11 protein-coding genes and 1 pseudogene are annotated in these 17,396 nt (G+C 44.2%); 8 read left to right on the top strand and 4 right to left on the bottom strand.

The features are described 5' to 3' along the window. Nucleotides 1-13: 13 nt before the first annotated feature. From A8708_RS15480 to A8708_RS15470, 3 genes are all read left to right on the top strand, one after another. Nucleotides 14-1,297: a carbon-nitrogen hydrolase family protein gene (locus A8708_RS15480; protein WP_068664914.1), complete on the top strand. Its 1,284-nt coding sequence runs from the start codon at nucleotides 14-16 to the stop codon at nucleotides 1,295-1,297. Further along, entirely contained in the window at nucleotides 1,294-2,199 is a 906-nt protein-coding gene (locus tag A8708_RS15475) for a dienelactone hydrolase family protein (protein WP_068664912.1), read from the top strand. The genes A8708_RS15480 and A8708_RS15475 overlap by 4 nt, the downstream gene beginning before the upstream one ends. 187 nt (nucleotides 2,200-2,386) lie before the next feature. After that, nucleotides 2,387-2,689 carry a Dabb family protein gene (locus A8708_RS15470; protein WP_068664910.1) on the top strand — a complete coding sequence of 101 codons (303 nt, stop codon included), beginning with the start codon at nucleotides 2,387-2,389 and terminating at the stop codon, nucleotides 2,687-2,689. Between the two features lie 76 nt (nucleotides 2,690-2,765). Here A8708_RS15470 and A8708_RS15465 read toward each other — a convergent pair whose 3' ends face one another. Together A8708_RS15465 and A8708_RS15460 are read right to left on the bottom strand one after the other, a co-directional pair. Beyond that, nucleotides 2,766-3,116 (bottom strand): Na-translocating system protein MpsC family protein, encoded by a 351-nt coding sequence (locus A8708_RS15465; RefSeq protein WP_068664908.1) that lies wholly within the window; start codon nucleotides 3,114-3,116, stop codon nucleotides 2,766-2,768. A 46-nt stretch (nucleotides 3,117-3,162) separates the two neighbouring features. Continuing rightward, a complete protein-coding gene (locus A8708_RS15460; RefSeq protein WP_068664907.1) occupies nucleotides 3,163-3,507 on the bottom strand; it encodes a Na-translocating system protein MpsC family protein in 345 nt (114 codons plus the stop codon). Nucleotides 3,508-4,063: 556 nt separating this feature from the next. Between A8708_RS15460 and A8708_RS15455 the strand changes: the two genes are divergently transcribed. The 5 genes and pseudogenes from A8708_RS15455 to A8708_RS15435 all read left to right on the top strand — a co-directional run. Next, nucleotides 4,064-4,873, top strand: a complete 810-nt coding sequence (locus A8708_RS15455) for a putative bifunctional diguanylate cyclase/phosphodiesterase (protein ID WP_239696704.1) — start codon at nucleotides 4,064-4,066, stop codon at nucleotides 4,871-4,873. Nucleotides 4,874-4,923: 50 nt separating this feature from the next. Continuing rightward, nucleotides 4,924-6,924 carry a methyl-accepting chemotaxis protein gene (locus A8708_RS15450; protein ID WP_068664903.1) on the top strand — a complete coding sequence of 667 codons (2,001 nt, stop codon included), beginning with the start codon at nucleotides 4,924-4,926 and terminating at the stop codon, nucleotides 6,922-6,924. 292 nt (nucleotides 6,925-7,216) lie between these two features. Then, on the top strand, nucleotides 7,217-12,547 hold the full coding sequence (locus tag A8708_RS15445; RefSeq protein ID WP_068664901.1) for an S-layer homology domain-containing protein: 5,331 nt from the start codon (nucleotides 7,217-7,219) through the stop codon (nucleotides 12,545-12,547). Nucleotides 12,548-12,753: 206 nt separating this feature from the next. Continuing rightward, on the top strand, nucleotides 12,754-13,362 hold the full coding sequence (locus A8708_RS15440; RefSeq protein WP_068665233.1) for a class I SAM-dependent methyltransferase: 609 nt from the start codon (nucleotides 12,754-12,756) through the stop codon (nucleotides 13,360-13,362). 356 nt (nucleotides 13,363-13,718) lie between these two features. Then, nucleotides 13,719-14,321: pseudogene (locus tag A8708_RS15435) on the top strand (Type 1 glutamine amidotransferase-like domain-containing protein); the annotation flags it as partial. 156 nt (nucleotides 14,322-14,477) lie between these two features. On the opposite strand, the gene A8708_RS15430 reads toward A8708_RS15435, so the two are convergent. Both A8708_RS15430 and A8708_RS15425 read right to left on the bottom strand, forming a co-directional pair. Further along, nucleotides 14,478-15,593 (bottom strand): response regulator, encoded by a 1,116-nt coding sequence (locus A8708_RS15430; RefSeq protein WP_068664899.1) that lies wholly within the window; start codon nucleotides 15,591-15,593, stop codon nucleotides 14,478-14,480. Then, complete coding sequence (locus A8708_RS15425; RefSeq protein ID WP_068664897.1) at nucleotides 15,574-17,322, bottom strand: sensor histidine kinase; 1,749 nt, start codon at nucleotides 17,320-17,322, stop codon at nucleotides 15,574-15,576. The genes A8708_RS15430 and A8708_RS15425 overlap by 20 nt, the downstream gene beginning before the upstream one ends. Nucleotides 17,323-17,396: the final 74 nt, after the last annotated feature.

The raw sequence follows: 17,396 nt of genomic DNA, 5'->3' as shown, positions 1-17,396 counted from the left end.
AGGTTGGGCTTCCATGAATTCAATCATGAGAATGGAAGATGGGGATTGGCAAATCTGGACACCAAGGGAAGAACTATCACCTTCCTATACACGCATTGAATCGGCCGAAGGGCTTGGTCTGGAGATTCACGGAGCAGGGAAGCATCGTTGTTATGGAAGCTGGCATAGCCGGAATATTCGTATTAAAGAATATCACAGTTATGTGATTCAAGCATCGTATACCTGTAGGAACATTGGGCATGAGCATGTAAGTATTTATGCGATTGCAACTTGGATGGATGCAGAAGGTCTCCTCATACAGCGAGATTATTTGGACCGCGTAGATGAACATGAAGCGCTAGTCTCAATGAGGAAAATGCGCCGTGAATTGGAATCTCCTTCTCGTGCTGCTTATTTGCGGTTGGAGCTCTCCTTTCGTTGGAGTGGAGAAGGGCACGTTGTGTGGAAGGACGTATCGGTTCAGGAGCACAAAGAAACCTATCGAAAAGCTGTACGTGTAGTGACGACGTATGCTAGACCTACCGAAGATCGGGCGACTAATCTCCATTTGATGCTCAATCTGCTAGATAAAGCTGGTCAGCATCATCCAGATCTCGTTGTTCTGACAGAGACTTTCTATGAGGGCTTCGTACAGCTTCCTTTGGAGGAAAGATGCCAAGCGATTCCGGGACCGCTTACGAAGTTCGTTTCAGAGAAAGCAAGGGAACTTCGCAGCTACGTCCTCTACACGATGTATGAACGAGAAGGGACATATATTTACAATACGGCTGTATTAATAGACCGTGAAGGGGAGATTGCAGGGAAATATCGCAAGATTCATCTCCCGCTGTACGAAGCGGAAATGGGTGTAACGCCAGGAGATGAACATGTGGTTCTAACTACCGACTTTGGCCGCGTAGGGATTTTAACTTGTCATGACCAGGAATTCCCTGAATCGGCACGAATCTTGGCCCTTCAAGGAGCAGAAGTGATTTGCATTCCTACAATTGGCAATGGCTTATTGCAAACAAGAGCGCGTGCTCGTGATAATGGGCTGCATGTCGTAGTCGCCGGTTGTGGTGGAGGCGTTAGCTCCAGCAGGATCATTGCTCCCAGTGGCGAACTTATTGGACATGTAGAGAATGAGGAGAGTGGTGTTTTCGCTGCTGATCTCGATTTGAATAAAAGGTTGTACAAATATTGGTTGTCAGTAGGTCCAGGTAACGGAGAACCTCGCAGCTTGTATCTAAAGGAAAGAAGACCAGATACTTACGGGGATTTAATTGACATTAGCAGTGATGGAGGCGGTGGATCATGAACGTAGAGGGTCGTAGAGAGGAATTGCTGGGCTTGCTTGGCAAACTGCCTCCTCGAACAGAGCCTATTCAGGCACATAAATTGCAAGAACAAGAGCATAGCTCCTATATGTTGGAGAAGCTAGTGTTGGAGCTGAATGACCGTGAGCCTGTTCCTGCTTATTTTCTGCGATCTAAGTTAGCAGGATCCCGCTCACCGGTGATCTTGTACAACCACTCGCATGGTGGGCGATACGCGGTGGGTAAGGAGGAATTGTTGTCACCTGCCCCCTATATGTACGAAGAATCCTACGCGGATAATCTTACTCAGATGGGCTTCTCTGTGCTATGTATAGATGCTTGGGCGTTTGGAGAGCGGAGTACCCGCAGTGAAGCGACACTATGCAAAGAGATGCTTTGGCAAGGCAGAACGATGTGGGGCATGATGGTTCATGACAGCCTTCGTGCCATCGACTATCTTGTTTCTCGCCCTGATGTGGATGCAGATCGAATTGGTACTTTGGGCATGTCGATGGGGAGTACAATGTCGTGGTGGCTTGCAGCGTTGGATCCACGGATTCAAGTAACCGTTGACATCTGCTGTCTAACCGATTTTGAGACTCTGCTGGAGGAGGGTGGCCTAGATCGGCACGGGTTATATTACTATGTGCCTGATCTACTGAATCATTTCACAACAGCCCAGATTAATGCATTGATAGCGCCGCGCCCGCATTTGAGTTTGGCTGGTAATCTGGATCCCTTAACTCCGGTTAAAGGATTAGACAAGATCGATCAAGAGTTAACAAGTGTATATCAAAAACTTGGATATTCTGAATCATGGAAGTTATTGAGATTCGACGTTGCACATCTAGAGACGAAGGAAATGCGCAAAAGCGTGCTTGATTTTTTGCAAGCGTGGTTATAGAAAGTACATTACAGGGCAGTTTAACGCAATAATGTGCTACAATATGGTAAGCGTGAATGGATTTTCATAAAAAGAAAGGTAAGCTGGTAGGTATGGACGGTATTTACCATGAGCACTCGTTCCTCGTTGAGCTAACCTAAGAACTATAGCACCACAAAATTAAGCTTATAAAAGGAGCAATTTAGCGATGTACGAACATCTCGTTGTATTTAAGTTCAATGCTAATGTCACGCCAATCAAGCAACAGGAATTGCTGGATCAATTGTTAACGTTTCGGGATCGTATCCCCGGGATATGTGATATAAGTGCAGGCATCAACGTAACTGAAGAAACGGAAAATATTAAGGGCTATACTCTCGGATTGCGGGTAACATTCAAAGACCTTGAGTCGCTGCGTTCATATGGTCCACATCCCGCTCATCAGGAATTTGTTAAATCGCTGGATGGTATTTTGGATAATGTCATTGTCGTTGATTACCCAATAGTATAGAATAGTTCCAGTAGATTTTACTAACTAGGCTGTCGATGAATCAGTTGGCGCTCTATTCCGTTAATGTGCAGAATTATTAGTCCAGATCAATCTTGTTCTCAAAAACCAATACGGATACGGCCATGTCTTCTTCAATCTTAAAGTCTAGAAAGGTATGGACAAGTTTATTGGTCATGTATCTTTCTAGTATAGGTTTATAATCATCACCGAGACAAATCGTTCTAATCCATTTAGTACGCGCTTCATCAATCATTTGTCTGCCGTTCTCATGCTGAGACATAAATTTTTCCGAGTGTGTCATATTACCATAAAGTATGCTGACCGCCATATTGTCAACGAATTTAGTATGAATGCGTTCGGGACCTTTGCCGAATAAATCTTTGCGAATTTTACGTAATATTTCATTAAATCCCACTTCTCTTTTCATGTAATCATGGTCCTTTCTTGTTTGAACTCGACGAAGAGGGAGAAGACTATGCACTAATTTTATCTTGAAAAATAAAAACAGATACCGCTACATCTTTCTCGATATTAATATCAGAGAACAGGTGGAGAAGTTTATTGTCCATATATAGTTCAATCTGTTCCTGAAACTGATCGGGATAAATCTTCTGAATCATCTTGGTTCGAGCATCATCGACAACTAGCTTGCCATGGTCTTCGAGCACGAGAAATTGTTCGGTTTTGGTCAAGTTTCCATAAAGCATGGTAATGGCCATGTTATCAGCAAAAGTGGTATGGATCCGTTCGGGGCCTTTTCCAAAAAGCTCCTGTCTAACTTTGCGAATTAGTTCGTTAAAACCCGTTTCCTTTGTCATGCCGATACCCCTTCGTGTGCATCTATAACGTATAATAAATGACAAAAAATTGAAATTTGATTATAATATGTTATGTTATCAAGTGATTCTAAAATACTAGTTGATAAAATTTCCAAATGTAGATATAGTATAACATACATTGATGTTGATTAGGTGAGCCTGGTCGGTGTTAATTAGTAAGTAAGATATGGTTGGATTGGTTCTTAAGTAAACTATTGCTTAATTACTATGCCATCATGAATCCTTTGTCTGTGTTCAGACATTAGGGTTTGTGGTGGCATTTTTTTGTTTTTCCGCATCATCAGCTGATTTCAAGTAAATAAAATGAAATGATAGATCCTGCACAGGAGGTGCGACCGATATCAATCACTTTAAAAATTATATCTCCAGTTTATATGCCAATCGTGAAGAACGTCTTGGCCTCTTGAAGTATTACAAATCGCTGTTCCAGTCCACTACTGCAGGACTTCCCGACAGCTGTGATGTCGTCATTAGCAAAGACGACGGCCTCACCATTTACTCTGAAGATATGGATAAAAGAGTTTCCTACAACTCCATGCTGGAACGCCACTTGAGGTATGCAATTTTCGGGCAAGAACTGGAATTATACTATCAACCTATTATTAATTTGAGAACAAAAAAAGTAATAATTGTGGAAGCATTGTTGCGATGGAGAAATCCTCAGCTCGGCATGATTCCGCCATGTGATTTTATTCCCATTGCAGAGAACAACGGTCAAATTATTCCCATAGGACACTGGGTTCTTGAGATGGCTTGCAGGCAAATTAAAAAGTGGAGTATGGAAGCTTTCCCGGCATTTAAAGTGGCGGTGAACGTATCTTATAGACAGCTTCAACATCCGGAATTTGCGCAAACTGTCTTCGATATTCTCAGCCGAACGAATGTGAGTCCCTGTTTGTTAGAACTGGAGATCACGGAAAGCAGTTTCTCAGATGATGTAACAAAGATCAAAAATACCCTAGACCGATTGAAGGAAATAGGCCTGTCCATTGCTATTGATGATTTTGGTACGGGGTACACCTCTTTAAGTTACTTACGTCAATACCCGTTTGACAAGTTAAAGATTGATCGTTCCTTCATTGGTGATATCAGTCAAAATTTAAATGGCAAGCAGATTACTTCAGCGATTATTTCACTTGCGCATAGTCTGAATATGAAAGTGCTGGCTGAAGGTATTGAAAATGACAAAGAACTTCAATATTTAATTGAAGAGCATTGCGATGAAGGTCAAGGGTATTTAATCAGCCACCCCAAAGCGGTAGACGAAATTGAGCCTGTATTATTTTCAAATATAGAGACGACATTATGTAGGGGGAATAATGTACAACCTGACGAAAAATTCTAGTTGGAATATCTGCTGTACCAATAAAGCTTGATACGAAAAGGAGTTTGCCTGTGAAGCTAAAGTCATGGTTCACCTCAAATAATGTACATTCTGTCAAAAGTAAATTAGTTTTGTATTTCTCTATCATTTTACTCCTCCCAAGTCTATTTGTTGGTTGGACGTCCTTTAAAACAGCCAAAACAAAAATCGATCACCAGATGGAACAGTCAGCTTCGGCAAGTATTATTTTACTGAACCAAACCATTAATCAAATGATCGAAGCTAGAATGAAAGATGTTGATATACTTGCTCAAGAGCTTAACGCAGGCGAGCTTGGAACAAATCAAGGAAACCAAAAGTTAAAGGGTGTATTAGACAGATTTAAAGCGGCTCACCCGGAAATAGAGAATGTTTATGTCGGGAATGCCGAGACGGGGAGAGCGATTGCTTCTCCAATCATTGACTTCGCTTCAGATTATGATGCAAGAGAGAGAGACTGGTACATTAGAGCAACAGCAAACAAGGGGGAGGCGGTTGTCTCAGACCCGCTTATCTCTCTAACAACACAAAACGTTGCTGTCTCAATAGCAAAAGCAACACAGGATGGGCATGGAGTAGTCGGAATGAACTTGAACCTGACCAAGTTAAGTCAAATTACAAAAGATGTGAAGATCGGTCAACAAGGTTATGTAGTCATTTATGATAGAAGTCAGAAATATTTAGTTCATCCAACGGCAAAAATTGGGGAAGTAGCGACAGAAGATTATGTAAAGAAACAATTTGCTTCGGATTCAGGTTCCTTAGAATATACAATGTTGCCTGAGAAAAAGCTAAAAAAGGCGGTATTCGTAACCAATGCTTTAACGGGCTGGAAGTTATCAGGTACCTGGTTTCAAAGCGAGGTTACCAAGGAAGCGGCGCCAATCCTGAATAAGACGATACTAGTAATTGTAATCGCCCTCCTTGCAGGTAGTGTGTTGATATTCTTCATGATTCCTTCGATTACAAGACCGCTTAAATTATTGAGCGATACCTCGGTAAGTGTTGCACAGGGTGATCTGAGCCAGCGTTTCAACGTTAAATCCAAAGATGAGTTTGGACAGTTAGGCAAAAGTTTTAACTACATGATCGATTCTTTAAGAGCCGTACTATTTGAAGTTAGTCAGTCGTCCAGTCAACTGGCAGCTTCCTCCGAACAGTTAACGGCGAGTGCAGAACAGACTTCTCAGGCAACCGAGCATATTGCAGGTGCCATTGAGAAGACAGCAAATGGAGCGACCCAGCAGGTACAGAGGGTAGAAGAAAGCTCAAAAATTATTAATGAAGTATCTGCAAGTGTCGAGCAGATCGCAAGAAGTACCGAGTCGGTTGCTGAAAAGGCGACTAATGCAGCAGAGAAGTCCTTCGAGGGTGGACAAGCAATTAAGAAGGCTGTCGGACAAATGAGTTCAATTAGCAGTTCTGTTGATGGACTAGCTGTTGTAGTCTGCGGACTCGCAAGAACCTCTCAGGAGATTGATCAGATTACAGGTGCGATTACCGACATTGCCCAGCAAACTAATCTATTGTCTCTTAATGCTTCTATCGAGGCTGCAAGAGCAGGCGAACATGGACGAGGTTTCGGCGTCGTTGCTAATGAAGTGAAGAAGCTTGCGGAGCAATCATCAAAATCGGCTGAGCAGATTGCAATGTTGATCAACACTATTCGTAATGAGATTGATCAAGCCCAGTACTCGATGTTGACTGCCACCAAGGAAGTAAGGGTAGGGATTGAGGTTGTTCAAACTGCAGGAGATTTATTCCATGAAATTGAAACGTTTGTCAATGAGGTAGGAACTCAGGTTCGTGAGGTTGCAGCGGCGGCTCAGCAGATTTCAGCCGGTACCTCAATGGTTGTTCAATCCATTCAAGAAATCGATGACATAGCAGAGTCAACGTCTGCAGAAACCCAAAATATCTCCTCAGCAGCGGAGGAACAATTAGCTTCAATGGAAGAAATCACAGCATCATCAGAGGCCCTGACGCATATGGCTGGTGAACTGCAAACATGGGTTGAAAAATTCAAATTGTAAGTAGAGAATGATTCCGATATAGGGTATAGACAAAAGCAAGGAGACAGTTATTGAAATATCAATCAGGGAGCAGATTTGCCTAGCCGGCAACTGCTCCTTTTTTTAGCTATTTTTAGGTTCAGCATATAAGCAATTTTTACATAATGAATAATAATTTCGACAATTAAATATTAAATGAAATTAAATTTTAATACAAAACGACATCAAATCTCGATTTCAGTTAATACTTCATAGATAAAATAATGGTTGAGTTAAGGACGATTGTAGAATTCAGAACAAAAGGAGAGACATAATGAGAAGGTTTATAAGAAACAAAAAATTGCCAGCGATGTTGTTGGCCATCACGACGGTACTGAATATATCAAGTATTGGCGCTTTGACTGCCAATGCAGCTCCGCCGGGCGACGTTAACGTACTGAAAAGCGAGAAAATTTCCTCCGGTGTCCATTTTACCTCTGAGGAATACAATAACTACTATAAACCAAACAATCGAGTAGTTGTTAACCGTCTGGATATTAATCCGGCCGATCCGAACACGAGGATTATCACTGCCAAAGCGTACGATACCATCAGTGCCGTGGAAACAATCGGCGGTCAGGCAAACCGGGAAATTCTGAAAGGCAATCAAGTCATCGCCGGAGTCGACGGCGATTTTTACGATATCGATCCCGCATCCGGAAATCCGCTAGGGTTAATGATGAAGGACGGCGAGTTGATTGTAAGCCAGGCGCCAGGCGATAACGATCGCACCAGTTTTTATGTAGATAACACAAATAAGCCCGCAATTAACGAAATTCATGCTGAAGGAAAATTAACGGTTACAGGGACCGTCTACGATGTAAATCTGCTTAACCGAAATCAGGCCGTCAATAACGCTTTAGTTATCCATACGAGCAAAATTACGAAAACGCGTAAAATGACGCATAATTACACTGCTGACAAAGGCAAGTCCGTGTTCGCGTTGATTCGCGTGGGCAACAAGTTCGACGGCGTTCATCCGGGACAAACTTACACGGGTACCGTCGTTAACGTAACGACGACGGAAGGCTTCGATATTCCCGACGACTACGTTGTTCTGGAAGGCGTAGGCACGTCGAAATCTATTGTCCAGGCGTTGCAGACTAATGCCGAGGTTAGCTTTCATTACGATTTATACACAGGCAATGACGCCATGAACCAAGATACTTTGAACAACAATATCGTGACCTCGATCACCTCTAATGCTTGGCTTGTACGTAACGGTGAAGCGGTGACGACCGGCGATCCGGTCGCTAACGCGCGTACGGCATTAGGCATGAAGGCAGATGGAAGCCTTGTCGTGGTAACCGTAGACAAACCAAGCACTAATTATACGGGGAGCATTGGAACAGGTCTTCCCGATCTTGGGAAATATTTATTAGAAGCGGGAGCCGTCAATGCGCTTAATCTGGACGGCGGCGGTTCAACGGAGATGATCGTACGCCAAGCAGGCAGCGATCGCCCAGTAACCATAAGCCATCCTGGCGATGTCAATGGCTCGCGACTCGTTTCCAGCTCCTTGTTATTCGTCAGCACGGCAACGAAAGGAACGACAGTCGGCAACGTGGTCGTCGATAAGAACGTGACGCTCTACAACGGTTCGAAATATGAGTTCTCCTATCGTTTGGCGGATGAATTCGGCAATCCGATCTCCACCGGCAACGGCCCCGCAACATGGGCATCGACCATTGGAACCATCGACCCGAACGGCCGTTATGTCGCGAATACCGGAATCGGTGCAGGAGAAGTCTCCGCGACAGTCGACAACGTGAAGGGAAGCGCGAGAGTGTCGGTCGTGGATGCCGTGGCTACCCTTGCCTTGACTAGCACCAACGTAGTTATGAATAATAATGCGACAAAGCAGTTCGGATTTGTCGCAACTGATGCAACAGGGGGACAGGTTTACATCGACCCTTCCGTGGCAACGTGGAGTCTTTCCGGCAGTATCGGTACGGTGAACGAGAGCGGTTTGGTCACTTCCAATGATAGCAACGGTACGGCAACGCTTACGGTAACGGTTGCGGGTAAGACGTTAACAACACGAGTTACCGTCGGTATCAAAGAGCAGGTCATCGACAATTTCGAGACGTACCCGATCGAAGGTTACCATCTAGGCGGCTACGCATATGGCAATGTAGATCAATACGCAGGAAGCGCTGGAACGAGCCCTTTCTTAAGTCTATCCACGACGGTCAAGCATTCGGGCGACAAAAGTTTCAAAATGAGCTATGACACATCCAAATGGACGAATAGAAGCTTGAACGGAACAATGAATTGGATGCCGCATTGGTCTAGTGTGGCGCAAATGGACGCAACGTACAAGACCGAAGTATACCCGAAGAGATTCGGCATGTGGGTATACGGGGACGGCAAAGCTCCTTGGTTGAGGGCAATTTTTAGAGATGGCAATTCCTCAAATAAGACGCTCGACCTGACAACGGAGACGGATGATATAAACTGGGTTGGATGGAAGTATATAGAGGTACCTATCCCTGATGGCTGGACGCTGCCGATTCGCCTTAACTATGTGTATATGGTTGAGACAACAAAAGCGAAGCCGGCATATTCCGGAACGGTCTATTTCGATGATATGAAATTTATTTATACGGACGAGGTTACGGATACTAGCGGTCCGGAGTTTACCGAGACAAGTCCCTCGTCAGATGGCTTATTCAGCAATACCCTTGATTTCTCGACTACGATTACCGACAGTTTCTCCGGGGTAGACGAGAACAGAATAACGGTTAAAATCAATGACGTGGAGTATAAGGATTACACTTACGATAAAGTCACGGGACGTCTTAGTTTCAAGTTGGAAAATCTAACTCAAGGGGATTACAGAGTATTCGTGGACGCCTACGACAAAGCGTTAACGCCGAACGAATCAGTTCCCTATATCGACAAAATGTATCATGTGGATTTGACTCCGGACGAGGAAGCTCCGACGATGACAGACGTTACGCCGACGCATGACGTCAAGGTCAAAATTCCGACGCCGAGGGTCACGTTCAAGCTATTGGATAGCAAATCGCAAGTAGATCCAGCGAGCATTTCCGTTCGGATGAATAATATCGAGTTGCCTGCTTATTACGACGCCGACACGGGTTGGGGCTATGCTGAACCGACAAGCGACTTGGCGAATGGCGAGTATGCCTTAAGGATTAATGCTCGAGATAAAGCCGGGAACGCCATGCCGACTTATAAGGATCAGTTGTCTCTGGTCTCAATCCCGCAACCTCAAGATGGAGATAATTTCAAAATCTCGCTTATTCCAGATACGCAAGGCAACGCGTTTACCGATAAATTGTTCGCTAAGGTTGCAGCGGATGATTCTTCGTTAGTCATGCACATGGGCGATATCGTGGATGACGGTTCCCAACTGCAATACGATCAAGCATCGGGCTTCGTCAACCAGTATTTCGGGGACCCAGGTTCTAAACCGATCTTCGTATTAGCAGGTAATCATGAAGCGTTCCAGAACAGCTTGGATATCTACTATAAGAAATTCGGTTCTCCGACGATGCATTTCGACTATGGGGATACGCTAGTCATCATGTTGAACTCGGCCTACATCCAAAGTCTTACCTTGTCGGATTCCACTCAGTTCCATTGGTTGGAAGAAGTATTGAAGAAGAATACGAAGAAAAACGTTATCGTTCTTGACCACGTAATTACACGCGACGCATTCGGCACCAAGCATGAAATGGATCCGAAGGACGCTGCGAAATATGAGTCTATTCTAAGCGATTATAAGCTTAAGCATCCGGACACGGATATCTACAGCATTTTCGGACATTTGCATTCTCTTCAAAATTGGGAAGTCGGCGGTGTCAAATACATCATTACGGGTAACGGCGCCGACAAGACGTACCTCCCGCATAGCGATGGAGATTTACTTGGCACAGGTAAGATGACGGTTTCGGGCGGCAAAATGGCGTACACCTTCGACCCTCTCTTAACGAAGGTATACATTCATAACAGCGCGATTATCTCGGGCAAAATGAACACTGTAATCGGATCCCAAGTCCAATTGGATTTGTTCGGGGACTTCAGAGAGTATCCTGCTAATTACATGGCTCAAATCAATAACCGTAATTTAGTTGGGATTGACTGGAAATCCAGCGACGAAGACGTAGCTTCCGTGGATGCAAAGGGAGTTGTAACTTCAAAGTCTTCCGGTACAACAATCATTACGGCTACATCTGGAGGAAAGAGCCATTCTATTTCGGTCGATACAGTTAAGCCGGCAGACGTCGAACCGGTCAAACTCGATTTGTCCGTTCCTGCGGAAACTGAAGTCGGCGCAACGTTCATCCCGACGATTAAAGCGACTAACGCTTACGGCGTGGTTTACGCCCTTGACACGAAGGACAAGGATATTTCCTTCAGCTTTAAGAACGGAAAGGCACATATGCAAGGTGTTGGAGTGATCATCGCAGATGCCGAAGGCGACGAAGAAATTACGGTTACGTTTAAAGGTTTGAAGGCGACAGCCATCGCGAAAATCGTTGCTAAGCCGACCACGCCTCCAGATTCAGACAATGGCAACCCGGGTAATTCGGGTCCAATCGTGATCGCACCTCCGACTAAAACGGACGTCGATCTTACCAAGGACAGCATCGTGAAATCGGATGTCTTTGCGGAGCTCGCGAAAGACAAGAACGCGACGATGACGTTCGTGGGCAACGGCTACAAATGGAAAGTCAATGGCTCGGACATCACGAATCCTAACACTAACATAGACTTGGGTGTTAACGTCACAAATCAAGCTCCTGCGGGGAAAGTCTCGACCCCTGTTCAAGTCAATATAAAGAAAGTCGTTATGGGCTTGTCTCTCAATCAAAACGGAGCTCTTCCAGGGAAGATGACGCTTGAAATCCCGACGAGCAAAGAACAAGCGGGCAAAAAGCTGTTCTTCTATGCCGTGAATGTGGCCGATGCATCTCCTGTCCTCATGTCTGAAGTTACCGCGGATGACAATGGAGAAGTTGCGATTCCATTCACAACGTCAACAGCAGTCGAGTACATGTTGACGTCGCAAAAAATCCTTGATTTCAAAGATGCTGATGAGCACTGGGCAAAATCGGATATTTATTATCTGACTGGCAAAGACATTATCAGCGGAGTAAGCGATAATCAGTTCTCTCCGAACAATGAAATTACGCGTGGCGAATTCGTAAAACTTATCGCAGGTGCTGCAGGTGTGGATGTATCCGTCTATACGAACAGCACATTCGAGGATGTTAAGTCTACCGATTGGTATGCGCCGTACGTTGCATGGGCAGAGAAAAATAAAGTAGTCAATGGGATCGACACAGTATCTTTTGCGCCAAATGCGAAAATCTCCAGGGAACAAATGGCTGTCATCCTTATCCGATTAACGAATCTAGTTGGATATAAGTTGGAAAGCAACGTAACACCGAATCAGTTCGGGGACGAAGCGAGTATTTCCCCTTACGCTGTTGAAGCGGTGAAATTCGCGCAACAAGCCGGGATTATTAACGGATTGCCGAACAACCAATTTGCACCTGCTAAGAGCGCAACTAGAGCTGAAGCAGCTAAGATGCTAGCGACGTTGCTCAAGGCAATGGAAAAGAAGAATTAAGAAATGCTTGTTTGAATGAAGGTACAAAACGATCGCTCTCTGGCAGTTTAGATGCCGGGGAGTGATCGTTTTTTGGCTTTACAATTAAGAAAAATGCCATGCTCTAAGAAAACAATTGATGGTATAATTACTGAGGATATTGGGATTATTTCTAGATAGAATAACGTCCCTTAGGTTAATATTTTGAAGGTAAACAGGTGAAGCATATGAATCTAATAGAGCAGTTTGGCGATATTGATATCTATTTATTTGATCAGTTATTAAAAGGTCGTATTACGCCGGGAATGCGAATCCTTGATGCCGGATGCGGCTCTGGTCGCAATCTTATCTATTTGCTGCGTAACGGGTATGAGGTGTATGCAGTGGACCGATCTGAGGAAGCGATTGGCGCTGTTCAGAGGCTTGCCATGAAGCTAGCACCTGACTGGTCGAACGAGCGCGCTCGGGTGGAATCTGTTGAGAAGATGAGTTTTGATAATCACCATTTTGATTTTATTATTAGTAGCGCTGTTCTTCACTTTGCTGAGAATGAGGCTAATTTCCAGCAAATCGTGCATGAATTATGGCGTGTACTTAAGCCTGGCGGGCTGATGTTTGTACGACTTGCATCATCAATTGGAATTGAAACGAAGATAAAGCCACTCGGGGATGAACGTTATAAACTTCCAGACGGGAGCATCCGTTTTCTTGTGGATGAGGAAAGATTACAGAAGACTACGGAAGAGTTGAAGGGGACACTATTTGAGCCTATTAAAACGGTCAATGTGGCCGGGCAACGTTGTATGAGTACTTGGTGCGTGAGAAAGTCGATGTAAAAAAGATGGGGGATAGCATGACAAAGAAACCATAAAGCTTTATGGTTTATGACACAAATGTGCCTATATAATTTTAAATGCTAAAGTCTGAGGAATCAGGCTTTTTAAGCGAATCATCCCAATGATGGGAATTTCCCACAAATCTATGAGTTGGCAGCAGGTTACAATGTACCGATTCTTTTACAATTTACAAATCGTTAAGAAGTTAATAACAGGATATACTTATTGAAAATCAATGGAGTAGATTGCTACGAGCGGGCATCAACTCCCTTTTATCGAACACCTAAGCAATCGGGAAAGCTACGATACCCTACTGTGAAAAAGCTAAGGAATAAACGGCAACTACACAACGACAAGGTAAGCCGATCTCTGACTCCAACGCTCTGTGCATTCCCACCGCGATGTACGGACACCCCTGGGTCGGCCCCGGCGTCAAAGCCTGGCAGTTCATCAGCGGGAATTCCGAGAATCCTATGGTCGACCTAGGCTGGAAGTCCATCGGCGTGCTGGAGCTCACCGCGCTGCCAAGCATTAACAAAGAGCACTGGGTGCCGCTGGTTAGGGAGACGGACGTCCTGCTGGTGGGGGGCGGCGATGCCCTCTACCTGTACCACTGGATGCGGCAGTCCGGACTGGCAGACCTCTTGCCGTCACTGCAGGCAGTTTATGTGGGAATGAGCGCGGGGAGTATGGTGATGGCACCTAACATTGGGGAATTCTTTGTCGGCTGGACTCCACCCACTGGTGGTGATGAAACGCTGAGTCTAGTTGATTTTGTAATGTTTCCTCATTTGGACCACGAGATGTTGCCTGGAAACACCATGGCTGCTGCAGAGAGATGGGCCGCTGGGATGCAAGGGCCGGCATATGCGATTGATGATAAGACCGCTATCAAAGTAATCGACGGAGAAGTCGAAGTTATTTCTGAAGGGTGTTGGAAATATTTTCCGAATAGATAAATTATTGATTAACGTGTTACACATTCTACTTTAAGCATTAGTGCTTGTTCTATTTTGTTATATCAACGATTCCAGTCTATTTCTTTATTTTCATCGAACGCATGGCATGGTGCATAGTAGTAGCCTACACCTTCATGTCCTAACACCAGACGTCAATCAAGAATATTGTTCATAAAGCTGTTGCACAATTGTAGAAGGCTGCAGGTCAAGCTCTTGAAGCAGCAATTGCTTGTAGTGCTCGTAATGGCTATGCAGGGATTGTTGATCTCCTGTCGCTCCGTAGATATGCAATAGGAGTAGATTGGACTCTTCCTCAAATTCATTACGAGATACCAGTCTTCTAACAATTTGCGCAGCTTCTCTAAATTGCTGCTGGGTTAGTAGCCAATTGGCAAGACGTTTGGCAAAGGAATTATAGAGGATAGCCAACCGCTCATGTTCCACGGTTGCCCATACGAACGAATTATTCTCGAACAGTTCCCCTGTAAACTGTTTCTCTAGATCGATTGCCGCCTCAATATTGGCTTCATTAATTTCGGATAATTCTTTCAGACCTTGCTCAAATTGAATGAAATCAACATCTGCTTGATCCAAGTCTATACGATACTGTTCTTGTGCTGAAATGATCATTTCCTTGAACCCGTGTGGAGACAATGCTTTCCTTAGTTGATAAACGATCGTATTGAGATAGGTTTCTGCGTTCTTAAGAGGCCTCTCGGGAAAAATATCCTCCAAAATACGAATTTTGCTTACGCTTCGCCCTCGGTTAAGGAGTAAATAGGCGAATAATTCCATGCTTTTTTTGGAAATCCATTTCACAGCGCCCATTTGTTTCGTACTGGCCTCAAGGCAACCTATCCCCCGAACTGTCAGCCGAGGAAGCATGAGGTCGATAACCTCATCAGAAGAAACACTTTGTCTGCTAGATGCTTTCGCAATTGTCTGTGCCAGCCGGTTCCTAGATATAGGCTTAACCATATAGTCTAATGGATAGACATCGTAGGCATGAAGCGCAAACTCTGAGTGTGAGGTGATAAATACGATGTCAAGTTCGGAGCGAAGCGAACGCAAGCGGCGGGCCAGCTCTAATCCGTTATCCTCAGCAATCTTGATGTCTAGAAATGCTAGATCCACAACTCCGTTCCGCACGAAGTCCAGTACTTCCTCTGCATGCTGGAAGCTGCCTACGAGCTCGACGCCTTCTATTGTTGTTAGCATCCGCTTCATTACGAACAACATGGCAGGCTCATCGTCAATTATGAGAACTTTCATTACGCTGTACCCCTCTCATGGTGAAGTAAATGACACTTCCTTGCCCGAATTGACTTTCCACCCACATAGTTCCACCACTTCGCTCAACAAACTGTCGACTTACGAGAAGACCAAGTCCTGCACCTTTTTCTCCCATTGTGCCGGGAATTGAATGAATCTGCTTGTCGCTAAATAGCTGACGAGTCTGCTCCTCTTTCATACCAATCCCATTATCGCGGACAGAAATGATTACCATATTTTCCGATACCTCATCTTGTATATGGATAGAACCGCCTAAACCCGTAAATTTAATCGCGTTGGATAATAAATTACGAATAATTAATCCAAGTGCTTCCCGATCGGCATACACTCGAGTGCCTAAGGCAATGTTATTATGAACCATAATCTGTTTGGCACCACTTCTAATATGCAGGACATGGCAGCCTTCCTTGACGACTTCAGATAATTCCAAGGACTGTGGACGAAGAGCCATGTCTTCCCGCTGGCTGCGAAACCATTCTAATAAATTAGCAGTCATACCGAGAGTATTACGAATCTGGTCACCCAGCATCTCAACGATCGCCCGGTGTTCAGTACCGAAACTGTCTCGATCATCTTCCAGCAATTCAACAAGTTGAAATTGCAAGGCAAGCGGACCACGAATATCGTGCGACACGATCGTAAATAATTGATCCTTCAATTGGTTGAGTTGGGCAATCTGCTCCAGATGGCGCTGCTTCTCCGTAATATCAAAGATAAGCGAAATACTGCCTTCTCCCTGTCTGCGTAGTGTATGCAGTGGATATACGTTCACACTGTAGAATTTTCTTTCTCCGCCTAGCCAAGCATCAATCTCTATATTGCCTTGTTGCATAGATTGGCATAACATAGCCCAATTGGGCCAAGATGACAATAGCTCCGAGATATTGCGCCCGGAAATTGTTGCATAACCCATCTCTGAAAACCAATGGGAAGCCTGTTTATTGCTATCAATAATTTTACCTGAAGCATTCGCAATTAGAATACTCTCCTGCAGGGTATCGAGCACAATATTTCTAGCAAAAGGAGTAAGAGAAAAGAATTTGTACCGCAGTATAATTACTAGTACTAGCATGCCTAAGAAACCACAGTAGACCGACATTGGAAGCAACCATGAAGACCATTCCGATTTGAATAATTTCACAATCTCAATGATGAACGTGAATGAGATCAGAAACAGAACCCACATCCCTGGGCTGCGCAAATCTTTACGGGTATTCCTTATATACTGAAACAGAAAATAAAAACATACAGCCAAGATACTATAACAAATCATAGCGTACGTGATAGAATAGATGGTTTTCGTTGTTAATAAATGACCATTAAAGAGTTCGATTTTACGATAGATGATATGAAGGTCTGCATCTAGCCACATCAGCATGGACCAAGTCGCGAATAACGCGAACATCACAATCTTCCCTCGTGTGCGTAATAACTTATCATAAGCGACTAATTCAAGTACGAATAAGACAAAGAACGGGACCATTAAATTTAACGCTGTTTGATGAATATTGCGGAAGAAAAGTTTCCCCATTAAGCTATAACTGTTACCCTCGCAAATCACACCACTTGCATAAATAATTCGGCACCCGATTACACCGATCAGATAGTTGATACCGCGCTCTTTTCTAAACCCATATAAAAAGTAAAAGATGATACACATCATAATCACGGAAGCAATCATAAAAATATGTTGCATAGTTGTAGTCATTGAATAGTTCCTTATGTTTGACTTAAAGAGATTCATCTACCATCGCACCAGCGCCCTCTCTCTATATATCGACC

Origin of the sequence: Paenibacillus oryzisoli (genome assembly GCF_001653565.1) — a bacterium.
GTDB classification, from domain to species: domain Bacteria; phylum Bacillota; class Bacilli; order Paenibacillales; family NBRC-103111; genus Paenibacillus_E; species Paenibacillus_E oryzisoli.
This window is presented reverse-complemented; position numbering and strand designations above follow the sequence as displayed.